16 protein-coding genes are annotated in these 17,572 nt (G+C 67.8%); 9 read left to right on the top strand and 7 right to left on the bottom strand.

Features of this window, described 5'->3' with window-relative positions:
• Positions 1-15: 15 nt before the first annotated feature.
• Positions 16-1,668 (bottom strand): WXG100 family type VII secretion target, encoded by a 1,653-nt coding sequence (locus ON21_RS37970; protein ID WP_157170976.1) that lies wholly within the window; start codon positions 1,666-1,668, stop codon positions 16-18.
• Positions 1,669-1,888: 220 nt separating this feature from the next.
• Between ON21_RS37970 and ON21_RS26025 the strand changes: the two genes are divergently transcribed.
• Both ON21_RS26025 and ON21_RS26020 read left to right on the top strand, forming a co-directional pair.
• Entirely contained in the window at positions 1,889-6,661 is a 4,773-nt protein-coding gene (locus tag ON21_RS26025) for an FHA domain-containing protein (protein WP_039801916.1), read from the top strand.
• Positions 6,642-6,929 (top strand): hypothetical protein, encoded by a 288-nt coding sequence (locus ON21_RS26020; RefSeq protein WP_157170975.1) that lies wholly within the window; start codon positions 6,642-6,644, stop codon positions 6,927-6,929. The genes ON21_RS26025 and ON21_RS26020 overlap by 20 nt, the downstream gene beginning before the upstream one ends.
• A gap of 91 nt (positions 6,930-7,020) precedes the next feature.
• Here ON21_RS26020 and ON21_RS26015 read toward each other — a convergent pair whose 3' ends face one another.
• The gene (locus ON21_RS26015; RefSeq protein WP_039801912.1) at positions 7,021-7,836 is read right to left on the bottom strand and encodes an NAD(P)H-binding protein; all 816 of its coding nucleotides are present in this window, start codon (positions 7,834-7,836) and stop codon (positions 7,021-7,023) included.
• Positions 7,837-8,015: 179 nt separating this feature from the next.
• Here ON21_RS26015 and ON21_RS26010 point away from each other — a divergent pair, with 179 nt between their 5' ends.
• The 3 genes from ON21_RS26010 to ON21_RS26000 are packed head-to-tail and all read left to right on the top strand — an operon-like array spanning position 8,016 to position 9,760.
• A complete protein-coding gene (locus ON21_RS26010) occupies positions 8,016-8,441 on the top strand; it encodes a nuclear transport factor 2 family protein (protein ID WP_218004148.1) in 426 nt (141 codons plus the stop codon).
• Positions 8,438-8,872, top strand: a complete 435-nt coding sequence (locus ON21_RS26005; RefSeq protein WP_039801908.1) for a nuclear transport factor 2 family protein — start codon at positions 8,438-8,440, stop codon at positions 8,870-8,872. Before ON21_RS26010 ends, ON21_RS26005 begins: the two co-directional genes overlap by 4 nt.
• Positions 8,873-8,887: 15 nt before the next feature.
• Positions 8,888-9,760, top strand: a complete 873-nt coding sequence (locus ON21_RS26000; RefSeq protein WP_039801906.1) for an alpha/beta hydrolase — start codon at positions 8,888-8,890, stop codon at positions 9,758-9,760.
• 136 nt (positions 9,761-9,896) lie between these two features.
• Here ON21_RS26000 and ON21_RS25995 read toward each other — a convergent pair whose 3' ends face one another.
• Positions 9,897-10,622: a TetR/AcrR family transcriptional regulator gene (locus tag ON21_RS25995; protein WP_039801905.1), complete on the bottom strand. Its 726-nt coding sequence runs from the start codon at positions 10,620-10,622 to the stop codon at positions 9,897-9,899.
• A gap of 90 nt (positions 10,623-10,712) precedes the next feature.
• Between ON21_RS25995 and ON21_RS25990 the strand changes: the two genes are divergently transcribed.
• The 4 genes from ON21_RS25990 (at position 10,713) to ON21_RS25975 (ending at position 13,615) form a co-directional block, all read left to right on the top strand.
• On the top strand, positions 10,713-11,456 hold the full coding sequence (locus ON21_RS25990; RefSeq protein ID WP_083880902.1) for a DUF2306 domain-containing protein: 744 nt from the start codon (positions 10,713-10,715) through the stop codon (positions 11,454-11,456).
• 47 nt (positions 11,457-11,503) lie between these two features.
• A complete protein-coding gene (locus ON21_RS25985; RefSeq protein WP_169332734.1) occupies positions 11,504-12,412 on the top strand; it encodes a helix-turn-helix domain-containing protein in 909 nt (302 codons plus the stop codon).
• Positions 12,413-12,566: 154 nt separating this feature from the next.
• Positions 12,567-13,109, top strand: a complete 543-nt coding sequence (locus ON21_RS25980; protein WP_039801901.1) for a putative immunity protein — start codon at positions 12,567-12,569, stop codon at positions 13,107-13,109.
• The gene (locus ON21_RS25975) at positions 13,106-13,615 is read left to right on the top strand and encodes a putative immunity protein (RefSeq protein WP_039801899.1); all 510 of its coding nucleotides are present in this window, start codon (positions 13,106-13,108) and stop codon (positions 13,613-13,615) included. Before ON21_RS25980 ends, ON21_RS25975 begins: the two co-directional genes overlap by 4 nt.
• Before the next feature lie 119 nt (positions 13,616-13,734).
• On the opposite strand, the gene ON21_RS25970 is transcribed toward ON21_RS25975, so the two are convergent.
• From ON21_RS25970 to ON21_RS25955, 4 genes are read right to left on the bottom strand one after another with little or no spacing between them, the layout of a single operon-like run.
• On the bottom strand, positions 13,735-15,042 hold the full coding sequence (locus ON21_RS25970; protein ID WP_039801897.1) for an FAD-binding oxidoreductase: 1,308 nt from the start codon (positions 15,040-15,042) through the stop codon (positions 13,735-13,737).
• Between the two features lie 26 nt (positions 15,043-15,068).
• Positions 15,069-16,508 (bottom strand): amidase family protein, encoded by a 1,440-nt coding sequence (locus ON21_RS25965; protein WP_051021358.1) that lies wholly within the window; start codon positions 16,506-16,508, stop codon positions 15,069-15,071.
• Positions 16,505-16,957, bottom strand: coding sequence for a DUF2871 domain-containing protein (locus ON21_RS25960; protein ID WP_039801895.1), 453 nt, complete (start codon positions 16,955-16,957; stop codon positions 16,505-16,507). The genes ON21_RS25965 and ON21_RS25960 overlap by 4 nt, the downstream gene beginning before the upstream one ends.
• A 7-nt stretch (positions 16,958-16,964) precedes the next feature.
• Entirely contained in the window at positions 16,965-17,402 is a 438-nt protein-coding gene (locus ON21_RS25955; protein ID WP_083880903.1) for a DUF4267 domain-containing protein, read from the bottom strand.
• Between the last annotated feature and the right edge of the window lie 170 nt (positions 17,403-17,572).

The following is a 17,572-nucleotide window of genomic DNA, read 5'->3' as shown; positions in this document are numbered from 1 at the left end:
ACTCATGTCGGCGAATCACAGCGGTGGGGAGCCTTTCGCGGTGGTGACCAGCAGGCGGTGCAGCACCTGTGCGGGCGGTGCGGCCAGCGCGCCGTTGAGGACCACATCGGTGAAAGCCTCGGCCAGAGCCGCAGCGGGATGGAACCGCCCGCGGTCGAAGCTCCGGCCACTCAGCCGCGACCGCCACTCCCGGAAGCCGGACACCGTGCCATTCAACGGCCCCTTGTCCTCGGGGGTCAGTTGCTGCAGATAGGCCATGAGCAACGCGCGCTGCGCAGTGGTGCGGGCGCGGAGGCCGCCCGCTCGGTCGAGCGCCCTGCCGAGCTCCCGCACGATCGACGAATACACCGGGCGCTGTGCGCATCCCGGCGCGAGCAGACCCGCGTGGTCGGCCGCGCCGACGGCTTCCGACAACTGTTTCGGATCGGTCGCGGCCTGTAACGACAGCACGATTCGCGCGGTGGGCGACGATTCACCCGATGCGCCGGGTGTCGAGGCCGGCTCCCATTCCAGCACGGTGGCTTCGCCGCCCGCGAGATGATCGATACCGATGGCCCGTAACGGGATCTGCGGATATCCCGGCAGCACGTCGTCCACAGCGGCGACGATCTCGGTCAGCAACTCCACCGGTACGCCGGGAGTGTCGAAGCCGAAGGCACGCACGCCATGGCGTTCGGCGAGTTCCCGGGCGAGGCGGGCGGCGATCGATTCGGCGGAGCCGTCCACCTTCCGGTTCGTCTTCCCGTCCTTCTGGTCGGGTCGTGGGGTGAGGCGGCCGGGAGTGCGCGGCGGCGAACCCGGTGTCCCGGTATCCGGAGCGGAAATCCTCGGTGGACGGCCGCCCCCGGCAGTGGACCACGGTGTGCTCCCAGCCGCGGTACCGGCATGCTTCCCGGCGGCAGCCTGCGCCGCGGTGGCTCGCTTCGTCGCCGCGGCGGCGTTTGTCCACGGTGATGACCTGCGGCTGTCCTGCGTGGGGCGGGTGAGCGCGGCATCCGCCCTCCGAGCCGGACTCACGCTGGTGCCGGGTGAGCCCGGCTGCTCGGGGCCCGCTTGGTCGGGAGTGCCCGGATTCTTCTCCGTCCGGCTCGGCTGCCGATCGGCGGCAGACCCGTCCTCGGGCGTGCCGGGAGTGCGGGCGGGCGGAGCCGACGACCGCGGTGACCGATCGGTCGAGGGCGCGGTGGCATAAGCAGGCTGTCTCGGTACCACCGTTGGCTCGGCCGCGGCGCGTACGGGATTTCCGAAGGTCGGCTGCGCGATGGTGGGTACGTCCGTGGCGCTGGGGGCGACCCGCTGGGTAAGAGCGGTGTTGTCGCGCACGGGAGTCGGGTTCGCATCGTGCTGCAGTGCGTCGGCCACGCCGTGTATCCGCTGGCCGACTGCCCTGTCCTGGTTCTCGAAGTTCTCCGCGAGGTGGCGCAGATCGGTGCCGGCCTGCTGGACCACCTCGACGAGGGTTTGCAAGTCGCCCATGGTGCGCTGGTGTTCCGGAACGTAGGATTCGGCGAACGCGCGCCCCGCATCGTCGTTGCCCCAGGGCCGGCCTTCCCCGGCCAGCGTGGTGCGCAGTTTCTGCACGGTGGCCGCTACGGCTGCCCCGATCGCATCGAACCTCGGTGCGTGCTCTCGCAGCTGATCCGGGTCGACCGAAAAAATTTCGCCCACATCGCCTCCCTGCCCGTCACCGCCCATTGTCCCGGAACCGACGGTCGCGTTTTCGCCTGCGGTGAGAACTCCTGTCCTGCTATGAGCACGGGGCGGTATCGCCTGTCCGTGGCCCCTGAAATTCTGTCTTGCAGATTTCCACTGATGGGAATAGCGGAGGGTGCCCGATATGTCTAGATAGTTCCGCAGCGACTGTGAGGGTGCCGGGAGGCAGGCTGCGATGGATTCGAGCTCTTTGCTGGCCGAGGTGCCCCCCGCTGTGCGGGAATTGGTCCTCGGCCATTGGCCGGAGTGCGACGTCGATGGAATGCGTTGTAACGGCGATGCCTACCTGGCGGCTGCCGTCGACTTGAACAACTCGGCCGATCGGTACCAGACCGAGGCAGCGGGCGCCGAGCAAGCCGTTCAGGGCGCTACGGCGGCGGCTCTGGCCGAGCGCCACCGTGTCGTCGTGAAATCCATGCGCGATCAGGCAGCGGTATGTAGGAGCCTGGGCAAGCAGTGTCACGATGTCGCCGATTCCACCGTGCAAACGCAGCATCTGCTGACCGCGATGGGGATCGCCCTGGCCGCCCAGTTGGCCTATGACGCGTTGCTGTTCTTCCAAGGTGGTGGCGCGAAGGCGTTGATCGACCGGATCGAGGCCGAGCAGGCGATGGCCGCCGCAGCCGCGCGGCTGGCGGGGGAGGTGGGCGAGCGCGCGGTCGCGGGCGCGGCGCAGCGGGCCGCGCTGCACAGCGCTGTTCACGCGGCGAAGATCGGCCTGCTGACCAGCGCCGCGATCAGCGGCGGCGCACAGGTGTGGGACCTGGCGACCGGCGTGCGCGATCAGTTCGACGTGGGCGCCTTCCTGGAAATGCTTCTCGGTGGCGTGGTCGGCGGCGTAGCGGGTGCCGAGGTCGGCCGCAGACTCGCGCCGCGCGTGCTGGGCTGGACGCGGGGCAATGCCGTCAGCCGCTCCGGTCGGCTCGCGGCGCATATGGGCGGCACGATGTTGATCGGCGGTGCGGGCGGCTTGGCCGGCGGTCTGGCAGGCGCGGTGCCGTCGGTCCTGCTGCACGCCGGTGAGATACACAGCCTCGGCGACCTGTTCAAGATGGTGCGCGAAGCGGCCATCACCGGATTCGGCAGCGGCTTCGTCGGCGCGGCCGGCAGTGCGGTGCGGGTCCATGTCGCCGGCCGCAACGGGTTCCGCGGGGAGAGCGACACACCCCGAATCGGGCTGCGCCACCGTGACTTCTCTCTGCGGATCAACGATCTGTTGAACTCCGGTGAACCACCGCGGGTCGAGGCGATCGAGCGATTCAGCACCGAAGGAAATTCCGCGAAAGTAGTGGAGCGACTCGTTTTCCACGACGGCACCGAGGTGATCCACAAGGTGGTCTCCGATCCGCGGCACGCCCACGCGGAATTCCTGAGTTCGCTGGTCGGCGACGCGGTCGGCGCACGGGTACCCGCGGTGCACGTCATCGGTGACCACGTCTACATGGAGGTGGTGCCCGGCGACGTGGCTGCGGAGACGTTTCCGCGACGTGCGTATCCACAGGAGGTTATCAGCGGTCCTGCCGGATTGCGGCAGGGCGTCATGGACGTGCTGATACGCATACCCGACCGTAACGGCGACAACTGGATGGTCGATCCGGACGGGAACGTGTGGGGAATAGACCACAGCCGCGCATTCGAGGATTTCGCCGACTCGCAGTATGTAGTCGGTCCCTTCGCCGAGAACTTCCTGCGTTACGGACCGAGTGACGAAGTCCTCTGGAAGGACCACGCCCTCACGCACCCCGAGGTGCTCCAGATCCGGCAGCGTGTAGAAGAACTGAGCCCGGTGTTCTACGCCGCAGGTCATCGGGACTGGTACGACGGCATGCTGCAGCGGATGACCGCGTTGGAGGAGCACGCCGCGGATGGCGGCGCTGCCGGGCGCGGGGTTGTACCTCCCGTGACACCGCCTCCGCCGGGCGCGACGCCGGGAATCACCCCCGGTGACGGCAGGGCGGTTTCTGTCACGCCGCGCCAAGACCGACCGCCTGGGATCGACCCGCAGGTGCGCAGTGGCCGACCGCCCACATCACGTGATGAGGTCAACGGCGCGTCGGTCGCGTCACGAGGCCGCCGAGATCAGCCGCCACCGCTACCGCGCGATGCCGATGATCCGCTTGCGCAGCCGGGGGAGTCTACGCCGCGGCTTTCGCTCGACGAGGCTGCCTCGGATGGGCGGCAGCCGGTGGGGGACGATCCGCGTATTCCGGACGGTCACGCGGATTCATCCGGGCGACAGTCGTCGGCCGACGAAAGCCCGGCAACCCACGAAGGGCCGGCGCCTCGCGTCCGTCTCGACGACCCCACGTACGACGGCCCGCCGACACAACCGCAGCCGCGGGTCCAGCTGCAGCACCAGCAGGCGAGCGCGGACCGGTACATGCTTGCGGCGGACGCCCCTCCCGCCGGATTCACTCAGTTCTATCGCCATCCCGATGGTGGCTACGTCGACGTGGTGCTGACCGGTCCGGACGGCGCGCGGATTCCGCTCAGATTGATTCCGGGGCAGGAGTACGTACTCGGCCGGGGTAACGGCGCGCTGCTGGAAACTATTGCCTCAGAGGGTGTTTCCCGCCGCCACGCGACGATGATGGTGGACGACCAAGGCCATGTCCTGCTTCGGGACGAGCAATCGATGAACGGCACCTTCATCGACGGCAAACAGGTGATCGCCGGCCGCTGGGTGCGCGTCTACGACGGCCAAGACGTCATGCTCAGCCGGGACCTCGAACTCGGCGTCACCTTCCAGCGTCAGATGGCCGAAGTGCGGCTGTTCGGCAATGACGGACCCGTTCTGAAACTTCACCGTGGCCGCGAGATCGAGATCGGTCGTGAAATGGTGCACCCGGAAGCGCCGGGGCGTTCGACGATCTCGCGACGTCACGCGATCGTCGGTATGGATGAGAACGGCCGGGTATGGATTCGCGACGCCGATTCCACCAACGGCACCCGAGTGAATGGCGATCGGCTCGATGGGGGTGAGCGCCGAATACTGGAGCCAGGCGATGAACTCCGCTTCGGTCGGTATGACAGCGAGGCGCAATTCGTCCCCACGGATGCCGCGACGGATGTCGACCCGGTACGCGTCCGAATCGGCAGCGGGGCGGACGCGACGCCGGTGCGGCTCGCGCCGGGACAGACGGTCGTTATCGGTACCGACGAAAGCTCGCCTTTCGCTTCCCAGTTGCGTGGGGTCTCCGGTGTCGCGGGGCGGCACGCGACACTCGGCTTGGACCACGACGGCCGACTGTGGATCCGAGACCATCCGGGGTCTGAAGGGATATGGGTCAACGGGGACAGGATCGCTTCGAACCAGAGGGTGACTCTGACCGAAGGCGACAATGTGGGGATCGGTCCGGATTACGTAGGGACCGCCCGCTTCGGCGGCGCGACCCCCACCCAGCACCCACCTGCCGAACTGCATTTCGAGTCCTTCAAGCGCAAGCTTCCGATACGCCTCGCACCGGGCCAGGAGACTTCCATCGACACCAGCGCGCTGAACGGTCATGCGATGGTGATCGGAAGGCCGGGACGGCAAGTCGTCGTCGGCCGCGATCTCGACGGTCGGGTTTGGGTGCGCGACCCGGACGGAGACAGCTGGATAGGAACCAAGGTCAACGACGAAACCATCCCGGCGGGCGAGAAGCGGTATCTGAACGGCGGAGACAAGGTGACCTTCGGCGAGGTGTCCAGCCGGCTCCGAGTCGGTGAGGAAGCGCCGCTGCAGCTGCGATTGTCCGATGACGAGAATTTGCCTCCGCTCACGTTGCGGCGTGGCGAGGAAGTGATGATCGGCCGTGGGCTGGACTCGCCGATGGCGGATCACCTTGCCGGGAACACGAAAGTGTCGCGCCGTCACGCCACCATCTACCGCGACGAATACGGCGACGTGTGGTTGCGCGACGAGAACTCCTCCAGAGGAACGTGGGTCGAGAACGTCCAGGTCGATCCGAACGTGCCGGTGCGCCTGCGCCCAGGTGACCAGATTCGTCTCGGTGATTGGGTGGGTGCGGCGCGATTCGAGGACGGCTTCCGGGAAAGCGCACCGCGTGCATTGCCGGTGAAACTGAACAACGAGTACGGCGACGTGTCCCTCGACCTGACACGTGGTGGCGAGCCGCTGCTGCTCGGGCGGGACAGCGCGGAACTGCCCGACGGGCTGTCGCGCACCGAGAACATATCGCGTCGGCACGCCAGTCTCGGCGTCTACCCTTCCGGCCGGGCCTGGATCCGTGACGAAGGGTCGACGAACGGAACCTACGTCAACGGGACAGAGATCAAGCCGGGGACGAAGGTCATGCTGCACCCGGGCGACAGCGTGCGGCTAGCGGACTCGTTCGAGTTCGTCGTCGCCTATCCGCCTCCCGACGGCGGCGCATTCGTGAACATCATCGATCGGACGCCCGAGACCTTGCGGATGGTTCAGGATATCGCTCGCGTGCCCAGCCACATCTACGCGCGGGTCAGCGAGCACATGAACGCGGTTCCCGGGGGTGGAATCGTCATCGGGAATCGCCCGATGCTCGAATTGCCCGGCACCGAGAGCCTGGCGGGCAGCACCCCGTACGGCCGTAAACCTGGGACCAGCTGGAACACAGTGCGGGGCGTATATCTGGGCGGTCCGCGGCGCATCGTGATCAACTCCGGTGGGCGGGGCGGTAGCCTGAACGTGGTCCTGCACGAGTTCGGTCATGCCGTGGACGCGGCATACGGCACCGGTGGAAAATGGCTCAGCGGTTCGCGGGAGTGGCGTGACCTGCACTCGGCGATGCTCCAGTCCATCGGTAAGAGCAAGCAGTGGAACAAATACTACGATAAACCGTCCGAAGCGTTCGGCGAGGCGTTCTCAGCGTGGCTGCACGGTCCGCAGCAGCTTCGCGATTTCGCTCTCGGTAACCAGCAACTCGCGAATCGGCTGAAGGATTACTTTGACCGCGTATTCCGATGACACCAGCCCGCCCATGCTCGCCGAGGACGGCGAGACGATCCTGGTCCGTTTGCGCGGCCGGACCGAGGACGGCGTCTACTACAGTGGCTTCGAGGAGTTCCATCCCGGCGACCCGGGTTACGACGAGATGCTTCCGGCGGCAAGACAGAACCCGGTTTCGCAGTCGGAGCCCCCGCAGCGCCCGGTGGACGAAGACACCTTGGCCCGCATCCTGCGTGAAGCCGGGTTGGACGGTATGGACGTCGGAAACGAGAACGAGGGACGCTGAGCCTCGGCCCAGGAGGCCCACTCGTGACCGGCCTCCCGCACCGGCGAATCGGCCGGTGCGGTGGCCACCCTTGCGCCCTGCCGTGGCGTGATCAGCGGAAGGTGTCGGCGTGAGCAGCGGCCCACTGTGCGAACGTCCGCGGTGCGCGGCCGAGAACCTCTGTCACCGTCGGGCGGACGATGGATTCGTCGATTGCCCCGTTCACGTAGAAGTCGAAGAATGCGTCCACGTATTCGGCAGGAGTGGTCTCGAGCATCTGGGTGCGCGCCTCGTCGTCGGTGAGGCCCTGGCAGGTGAGATCACGGCCGGTGGCCTCGGCCAGAATCGCCACCTGCTCGGCGGGCGTGAGCGGCTCGGGCCCGGTGGGCCAGAGGATTTCGCCGTGATGACTGTTCGCACGCAGTACGGTGGCGGCCACCGCGCCGAGATCCTGCGGATCCAGGCTCGCGGTACGAACCTTCGGGAACGGCGCGCGAATCACATCTCCGCCGCGCAACTGGGGCAGCCAGCGCAGGGCATTGGAGGCGAACGCGCAGGGCCGCAGCAAGGTCCACGCCACGCCGGATTCGGTGACCTCCTGCTCGGAGGCCATCATGTAGCGGGTGACGGCATTGGAGGTGTCGCCGGTACCGGCGGAGACACCGGAGAGCTGCACGATGTGCTCGACGCCCGCCTTCGCGGCCGCCTGCGCGACTCCCGGATAGCCGGGCAGTAGGAACAGAGCACGAACCCCACCGAAATCCAGCGTCTCGGGCGAGGTGAGATCACCCGAGACGGCTTGCGCGCCCTCTGGCACGACTGCCTGCTGTGCATCGCGCACCAGCGCACGCACCGGTTCTCCGGCCGCGGCCAGAGCCCCTACCACTTCCGAGCCGACATTGCCGGTCGCTCCCGTCACCAGAATCATTTCGCCGATTCTGGCAGCATTCAGCCGAATTCGCGCCGACGTTGCAAGTTCCTGCATCGCGCCGTGCAACCTCTGCCGCCTCGCGGACGGAGTGCGGCGGCGACGGTGCAGGTTTCTGCAACAGACTGTGCAGCGTTTTCCGTGCCGCCGCGAGTTCACCGATGGGCAGCATGGACGATATGGATCGTCTGGACATCATCGACACCTGCACGCGTATGGCCTGGCATGCCGATCATCGGGAATGGGGCGAGCTCACAGATGTTTTCGCCGACGAGGTACGGCTGGACTACACCAGCCTGGGCGGTGGTGAACCGGTCACACTCACCCCGGCGCAGATCGTCGCAGCATGGCAGGAAACCCTGGGCGGACTCGACGCCACCCAGCACCTGCTCACCAATCATCTGGTCACCATCGACCGCGAGCGGGCGGTGTGCACCGCCTCCTTCCAGGCCACCCACCGCAGATCCGATGTGCTGGGCGCGTCGCTGTGGACGCTGGGCGGCACCTATCGTTTCGATCTCGTGCGCCGGGAGAGCGGCTGGCGGATCAGCGGCGTGGTGATGACAGCGGTCTGGGGCGGAGGCAATCGCGCATTATTGCCATGAAAGCGCGCACGGCGCTCGTGGCCGTCCTCGTCTGCACGGGCACGGTGGCCGCCTGTGCCGAGGTCCCGGCTACGAGTACGGATCCGGGTGCGCCCCCGGTGTATTCGTTCGACGCCGAGGCGCTGGAGCCGACTGCGCAGCGGTATCTGAAGGCGGTGGCCGCCGGGGACGCCGACGCGGTGGCGGCCGCATTCGCACCGGACGGGCTCGTCATCGACGTTTCCCGCCGGATTCGGGGCCGGGAGGCGATCCGCCATTGGGCCGCCGTCGAGTTCGTCGGCGGTGTCTACACCGTGCTCTGGCACTCGCCACGCGTCGGCGGCACCACCTTGCTCGTGCGCTTCCGGTTGCCCGGTGGCGAAATCCGCGCGATCTACAGCTTCGACATCGCCGACGGCCTGATCACACGGGCCGATCTGCACTACCCCTGAGAAGGAGCATGAGTCATGAAAGTTCGGTTCGACAGCGACGGTGTGGAGCTCACCGGCAATCTGTTCCTGCCCGCGGACCGCGACCGGGCACCCGGCGTGGTGGTGGCCGGGACGTGGACGAGCGTCAAGGAGTTGATGGCCGACCGCTATGCGCAGCGCCTGGCCGAGCGCGGTTACGCGGCACTGTCGTTCGATTTCACCGGATTCGGCGAATCCGCGGGCGAACCCCGCGATGTGGAGAATCCGGCCCGGAAGGTGCGTGATATCCACCATGCGGTGAGCTTCCTCGCTCGGCACCCTTCGGTGGACGCCGATCGGCTGAGTGCGCTGGGCGTCTGCGCCGCGGCGATGTACATGTCCGACAATGCCGCTCAGGATCCACGCGTGAAATCCTTGGCATTGGTGGCCCCGTGGCTGCACGATGCCGCGATCTGCGAGCAGGTCTACGGCGGGCCGGACGCCATCGCCGACAAGCTGAAGGTCGCCCGCGAGGCGCGCTCGCGCTACGACGAGACCGGCGAGATCGACTACGTGCCGGTGGTCAGCGCCACCGACGAACGCGCGGCCATGCCTTACGACATCGACTTCTACCTCGATCCCGCCCGCGGCGGAATCCCGGCCTGGCCCAACCGTTTCGCCGTCATGTCCTGGGTCGATTGGCTCACCTACGACGCCATCGTCTTGGCTCCCCGTATCAGTCAGCCCACCGTGATCGTCCACAGCGAGGACGCCGCCATTCCCGACGGCGCGCGTCGCTTCCACGCCGGACTGGCCGGGGTCAAGGAGCTGCTGTGGACCCAGGGTACGCAGTTCGACTTCTATGATCAGGAGCCCCAGGTCACCGTCGCGGTCGACACCGTGACCGCCCACTTCGACCGGACACTGTGATCCCGAGCAGCCGTTGGCTCGAGCGATCGTCAATTCGCGACTTCGATGGTCTCCAGGCCCGCGACGGAACGGTTCTGCCAGCGCCTTTTCTTCTGGACGATGTCCACACGGCGCGTCCGATGTCGAACAACGCCGATCAGGTGGCCAGGTCGGCAGCGATCCCGTCGAGCAACTTGCCGAGGCCGAACTCGAACACGCTCTCGGCGATCGATCGCGAGTCGGCGTGATCCTCCCGGCCCGCGGCCAGCATGGCCAGCATGGCCGGATACCGTTCCGGCTGCCCGTATCGGTGGACCATCTCTGGATGTAGTGCCGGGCCGATATGCCCGGCCGCGCCGCGGCCGAGCGTCGGGTCGACCTCGAGCCGTGCGACGCCGCCGACGAAGGCGTTGACCGACAGCACGGCCTGGCCGACGACCGGGCCCGGCATTCCCGCGCCGAGCAGCGCGGCTATCGCGGCCTCGCCCCATGCGGCCTCGTTGGGACCCATCCAGCGGTTTCTCGTTCCGACAGCGAGCACCCACGGGTGGTGCAGATACAACTCCCGAGTCCGGCGCGCCCATAGTTCGAGCGCCGCACGCCAGTCGTCGCCGGGCAGTACGAGCGGTTCGGACATCGTCGCGTCGAGCATCAATACGACGAGGTCGTCTTTGCTCGGCACATGCCGATACAGCGACATGGTCGCCGCGCCCAACTCACCGGCGACCCGCTGCATCGACAGTGCGCCGATCCCTTCCGTATCCGCGACGGTGACGGCCGCACCGACGATGCGGTCCAGACTCAGGCCCGGCCGCGGGCCGCGGCCGGAGGGCTGCTTCCCCGACCACAGCAGGCGCGCCACCCGCGGAAGTTCATCAGTCATATTCGCTCCTCGCCGCTATTGCGTATAACATACGCAATAGCGTATGCAATACGCAGTAGTTGGTTCCTGCTCCTCCCAGGGTGGTCCGCCATGGCAGTCTCGACCGAAATCTCGAACCCCGTAGCCCCCGAACCCAAGCGGCGACGATGGTGGCAGCGCCCCTGGGTGGGTCCGGTTCTGGTGCTCACCTTCGCGTTCGTCGCCTTCTCGCTACCGCCCTACCTGACGCTGGATCCGGCACGGTCACGGGTACCCGATCCGGGGTTCGCGCCGCACTATCCGATGTTGATCGTCCATGTGGTCTGTGGCTCAGTGGCCATCCTGACCTGTGGATTTCAGATATGGCCCGCGTTTCGCCGCAAGCGCCCGGCCGCGCATCGCCTGCTGGGTCGCGGGTATATCTTCGCCGGTGTGCTCCCCGCCGGGCTCGCCGGACTCTTCGTCGGTGCGACCAGCCCGTTCGGCCCGGTCGCCCGCGTCAGCAACGTCATGCTCGCCGCCCTGTGGTTGGTCACCACGGTCGCCGGCTGGCGGATGGCGCGACAGCGCCGTTTCGCCGAGCATCGCCGCTGGATGATCCGCAGCTTCGCGCTCACCCTCTCGATCATCCTCAACCGGGTGCTCGGCGCAGTGCTTCTGATCATCCTCGAACCACGGGCGGAAACGACCTTCCACGGCGACGAGACGCTGCTCGTCCAGACGATCGCGGGAATCGGCACCTGGCTCGGCTGGACACTCTCCCTGTTATGCGCCGAATGGTGGCTCGAGCGCGGGCTACGGACGCCGGAGACGAGGCGCGTGCCCGGCCCTCGGGCGACCGCGAGAATCTACTGACAGGGGTCGACCGTCGCATGTTGACGAAAAGCTTGTCGGGACTGGGTTTGAATCTCGTTCAGGAGCGGGTCTACCGCTATCTGCTCCGCAATCCGCACGTCGACCCGGCCACCGCGGCGGACCAGCTGAGTCTGCCCGAGCTGCCGGAGGTCCTCGCACAGCTACGCGAGCTCGGCTTGGTGAGTGGCTCGCACACCGCGGTCGCACCCGCCGTCGCGGTCGATCTTCTGGTGCGGCACCGCATCGACGGGATGAGGCGGGAGTTCGCTGTGCTCACCGGGGCATGGGGTGTGCTGGAGGAGTTGTCCGAAGAGCAGCGCAGTCGCCGCTCGGTTCGCCTGGTCGAGCACCTTCCGGACCGTCGGGAAGCCGCCCGACGCATTCGAGCGATCCTCGCCGACGGACCCGGTGAGATCCTGTCCGTGCAGCCCGACGTCGGCCTCACGGATGCGTCGGCCGTTCGTGCGCGGTTCGAGCGATCGTCGCTGAACGGATTGCGCAGTCGCACCATCGTCTCCGCATCCGCTGTGGCGGAACCGGAGATGCGGTCGTACGCACGACACCGGAACGCGCTGGGCGATCTGCATCGGGTGACGTCCGAACCGGTCAAGCTCCTGACGGTCGTCAACCGGGCGGTGGCGTTCGTGCAAGCCGATCCGGCGGAGCCGCGTGGCGGGGTGCTGCAACTCGGGCAACCGGGCGTGGCGGCCACGCTGGCGGACTTCTTCGACGGGATGTGGTCGCGGGCAAGGGAGTTCGAGGAGATTCCGCTCTCCCCGATCGAACGGCGCGTTCTGCACGCGCTCACATCTCACGACACCGACGACGCCGCGGCTCGATCGATCAGTATCTCGGTGCGCAAGTTCCGGGCTCATGTCGCCGATCTGATGGCGCGGATCGGGGCGCGCACCCGCTTTCAGGCTGCCCTGCGGGCGCGGGACCTCGGCTGGCTGTGATGCCGCGGCGCACTTTGAAGGTTTTCGCTTGGTTTCACCGGTTATATGGCCACAACGTTCAATCGAATGTTCAAAGTTACGATCAGAGGGTGTGAACCTTCGGTCAGAGCCTCCCCTCCGGCGCAAGCGGCGCACTCCTGACTTCACGTTGACCATGGACGAGATCAGGGCGGTGACGGCCTTCGCCATGGCCTCGGCAGAGCAGGTCCTTCCGCTGTTCGAGGCGTGTCACCCGGATGACAGCAGACCCCGCGACGCACTCGCCGCGTCCGCCGCGTTCGTCCAGGGGGACCAGCGCTCCCGCGCCCAGCGTGTGACGGCACCTGCTGCCCACCGCGCTGGACGAGAAGCGGCGGCGCCCGTGGCGTTTCACGCGGCGATGGCGGCGGGCGATGCCGCCGCGTCGGCGTACCTGCATCCGTTGGCAGATGCCGTTCAGGTCAACCACATCCTGCGCGCATCCGCGCACACCATCCGAGTGTTCGAGCTGCGCGCCGGCGAGGAATACGGCGGCGACTCGGTCGAGCGCATCGTGGACCTCGCGACGCCGCTGTTGATCGACGTCCTCCGGCGTTATCCCAGGATCGGCGCCGGCGCGAACCGGGTCGGCCGGCTCGTGCACGAGCTCGACAACCGTCTGCGAGATCAGCCGCGCACCCCGTCATCGCGAGACGAGCAAGGGCCGGAGCGGCGATGATCCTGCCCAAGGTCCGAGACCCACGGATGGTGACGATCCGTCGAGGTGGCTTCCTGACCGATGCCGACCATCAGTTGCTCGCGCTGTGGGCGGCGGCATGCGCCGAGCACGTCCTCGGCCATTTCGAGCACGAACAGCCCGACGATCCACGCCCACGAGACGCCATTGCCGCCGCCAGAGCGTGGGCGCGAGGCGACATGCCGATGATGCGGGCCAGGGCAGCGGGCGGACACGCGATGGGCGCCGCGCGCCCGCTCACCGGCGCGGCCCGATTCGCCGCCTACGCCGCCGGACAAGCCGCATGCGTCGGACATGTCGCCGAACACGACCTCGGCGCCGCCGCCTACGCGATCAAAGCCGTTCGAAGCGCGCACCCCGACAACCCCCAGGCAGGCCGGATCGAGCGGGACTGGCAGCGAGACCAGCTCACCGACCCCATCCGCGGCCTGGTCCTCGAAGATCAGGCCCGGCGCAACAGCATCTGCTGGTCGGTCTTCTCCGACTGAGTTTCACGGCATCTCCGCCTTATCCGGCCGCGCGATCGCTGATCGCAGGCGCAGTGCTGCCCCGCCGATCACGACTGGCGGGGCAGCGCTGGTGTCTGACCTCGGCTCGAAACCGAAGGTCAGTGGAGAATCGGGAAGTTGGCGCGGAATACGCCGTGTGGGTCGCGGGCCTGCTTCAGCTTTCGCAGCCGGTCCAAGGTGCCGGTGTCGAAAACCTCTGCGACACTGTCGCCCGGCGACAGGACGGTATACGGTTTGCGGCCGCTGACTCGTGCGCCCAGATCGGCGATGATGCGCTTCTGAGTGGCGAGTACCGCGGCGACGGTGTCGGGGTCCGAGCCGGTGGCCTGCAGAGACAGTGCGTAGGGCTCCGCGAAGGGCGGAACCGCGCCTCGGGTGGACTCGGCGAGCGCACCTCCCAGCTGCCGGAGCTGTATGCCCATCAGCGGATCGATCGGCTCGTGCAGCAGAATCTCGGCAGCGGTCTCGTCCAGTGCGGTCAGCAGCTCGGTTCGCAGCAGTCCGGGGCCCGGGGCGGTGGGCTCGTTGACGATGGCGCCCAACTCTGCCGGGGACAATTCCCGGCGCGTGTCCGCGAGGATGCCGTCGATGGTGTCCAGCCGTCGCAGCAGGTCCCGTCCGCGCGCCGGTTCGCCGAGGTAGGCGGCGGCGATCGCGATCACCGGCCGAGCCTGCGGCAGCTCCAGCCGATTGAGCCAGACCGTGAGCTCGGCCGGTGCGTGATCGGTGATGTCCTGGAAGGCATCACGGACTGCATCGGTCTGCTCGGCTGGCCAGGCGATCAGGCCACCGAACAAGGCCGGAGCCGCGAACAGATCGAAATCCACCGCCGTCACCAGTGCGAAATCCCCGCCGCCGCCACACAATGCCCAGAACAGTTCCGGGTCCGAATCCGCGGTGACCCGGGCCGGACGACCATCGGCATCGATGATGTCGAAGGCCCGGACGCTGTCGGCCGCCCACCCGTATTTACGACCGAACCACGACAGTCCGCCACCGAGGGTGTAGCCGACGACGCTGACCACCGGGGAGCTTCCGGCCAGCCCGGTCAAGCCGTGCGGGGCGGCCGCCGCCTGCACCTGGCCCCAAGTGGCTCCCGCGCCGACACGGGCGCGTCGCCGCGCCGGATCCACCTCGATCCGATCGAGCCGGCGCGTGCGCACCAGAATGGCGCCGGCGGTGTCACCCGAAGCGCCGTGACCGTTGGGTTGAGCGGTCACCGACAGGCCTGCGTCCCGCGCGTAACCGACCACGGCAGCCATATCCTCCGCGTCTTCGACGTGCACTACGGCCGCGACCGGCTGGTCGATGTTGAGATTCCACGGCGTCCGTGCCGTGTCGAACTCTTCGTCACCCGGCAGCAGTACCCGTCCGCGCACGGCGGATCGCAATGTGTTGTGTGACATCTGGATTCCCTTCGCTACAAAAACGTTCATCGCGTCGCGCCCGAGCCACTGGACGGAGCATGGCCCCGGGTTGCCGGGGAGATGGGTGTGGGCATCGGAAAGGCCACTTCGATATGCGCGGCGGCAGTCAGCGCGCGGCGCTCGGCGAAGGGGCCGGTGATCAACTGGACCCCGATGGGAAGGCCCTCGGCCGAGACGCCCGCGGGGACCGTGACCGCGGGCAGGGCCAGGTAGTTGGCGGCGATCGTGAGGCGGTGCGCCGCGTACATGGTCGCGACTTGTGCGGTGCCGCCGAGGTCGTAGCCGACCGGCCAGGGCAGTTCGTCCGAGACCGGGCCGAGCACGATCGGATGCTCCGCGAGGAAGCGGGACCAGGCCGCGCGGTGGGTGAGGCGCTCACCCAGCGCGGTCATGTAGCCCGCCAGATCCAGCGGCGGGAACAGGTCGATCGCCGCGTCCAGGAAGGTGTTCAGTCCGGCGCTGCCGACTCGCCGCATGACTTCGCGGCGCTGGACCACGACCTCGGTGGAGACCAATCGGCCGTAGTCCGCCGCCACCTCGCCCAATTGCGGCGGAGCCAGTTCGGTGACCCGATATCCCGCCCGTTCGAGGGCGTCGGCGCAGCCGAGCAGGGCGGCCCGCACCTGCGGATCGATATCGTCACCGAGCGTGACGGCGACCGCGGGAAGGGCGGTATCGGTCGCGTCACGCACCGGAATCCATCCCGGATCGCGCGGGTCAGCGCTGTCGACGAGGACCTCGAAGGCGGTCGCCAGATCGCGCACGGTGCGCGCCAACGGCCCTGGTGCCGCGAACAATTGGTTCGTCGGTGCGGGTGCGGACCCTGGCAGGCTCGAGGCCACCGCCACCCGGCCGGGCGTGGTGCGCAGGGAGGCGACTCCGCAGAACGCGGCGGGTACGCGCAGTGAACCGCCGAAGTCGGTGCCCAGGCCGAGGGGTGTCATACCCGCCGCTACCGCGGCGGCGTCACCGCCGCTGGAACCGCCCGGGCTCCGAGTCGGGTTCCACGGATTCACCGTCGGGCCCGCCTCGTCGTTGTCGGTATGCCAGCGAGTGGCGAAGTCCGGCATGTTCGTTCGTCCGATGACGATCGCCCCGGCGCGCCGCAGTGCGGACACGGCGGGTGCGTCCGCTGCCGCGAGGGCTTGTCCGAAGGCCGCCACGCCCCAGGTGGTCGGGCTCCCCGCGACATCGAGGTTGTTTTTGATGGTGACCGGAACCCCGTGCAGCGGCCCGGTCGGCGCCCTGCGGTCGGCTGCGGCCGCCTCCGCGCGGGCGGTCTCGGCGAAGACCGTGGTGAACGCGCCGATTTCGGAATCGATCTGCTCGATGCGCTCGAGATGCTCCTCGACGACCTCGGTGGCGGTGACCGCGCCCTCGGCGATCAGCGCCGCGAGTGAGACGGCGTCCCGCGTCCACAGCGCACTTTCCCGGCCGGTGATCACGATGCCTCCTGTTCGGCGAGTACCGCTGCGGTGCGCGGCGTTCGGCTGTCGTCGATGGATTTGCCGAGGGTGATGAAGAAGAGGATCAGCCCGGCTGTGAGCAGGATGTGGCTTAGACCCGCGCCGAGCGCGATCGCCTCACCGCTGGTCTTGCCCAGCACGGTGAGGGTGCCGTGCAGCGTCATGACCGCGATGGTGATGCCCAGGCCGACGTTGTACAGCCAGAAAAACCAGCCGTACAGGGTTGTCTGGGCGCTGAGCGTGAACTGCTTCTCCAAGGCCAGCACGAGGAGGAAGAACAGCATGCCCAGCGCCAGCGCGTGGGTGTGCACGACACCGAGCTGCGACTTGCCGGTGAAATGTTCGATCTTGGTGATCTCGCGGTAGTAGAACCCGGCGATCAGGCCGATGATCATATAGATGTGAGCGGTATTGACCAGCGTCTTCATCGGGCGCTCAACGGTTTTCACGGCGCAGCAGCAGCGCACCGGCAGCAGCCACCAGGACGGCGGTGAGGCCGTGCACACTCAGGGCGGTGGCGGTGGAGCCGCGGCGCACCAGGATGGTGAGCATGTCGCCGGTCGGGATGAGGGCGATGGTGAGCAGGGTGGCGCCCAGGGCGCGGCGCTGCCCGGCCGCGAGCAGGACCAGCATGATCAGGCCGGTGGCCACATCGCGGACGCCTTTGATGTTCAGGAAGCCGTCGGCCTCACCGCGCGGCCAGTCGGGGAGGCCGAAGCCCGGGGCCATCCGCTCCGGGGCGAGCAGATAGCCGCCGCCGACGGAGATGATGAACCCGGCTCCCAGTACGGCGCCGGCCGTACCCAGACGTTCGCCGAGGCGGCGGGAACCACGTACGGAAACAACTGATTCCGTGTTCGAGGAAACGGACATGAACACTCCTGGATCGGTGGGATACGTGTCCCGAGCATCCAGTGCGGCCCGTACCGTTCGCTGACAGTCGTTGTCAGCGAACGGTACGCAAGAGTTCGAGCACCGCGTCGTCCGGAAGCCGGGCGCCCGCGACGAATTCCGCGCCGAGGCGGACGGGCCCGAGCGCCGCT

It is taken from the genome of Nocardia araoensis NBRC 100135, from assembly GCF_000308435.1.
Lineage (GTDB): Bacteria > Actinomycetota > Actinomycetes > Mycobacteriales > Mycobacteriaceae > Nocardia > Nocardia araoensis.
This window is presented reverse-complemented; position numbering and strand designations above follow the sequence as displayed.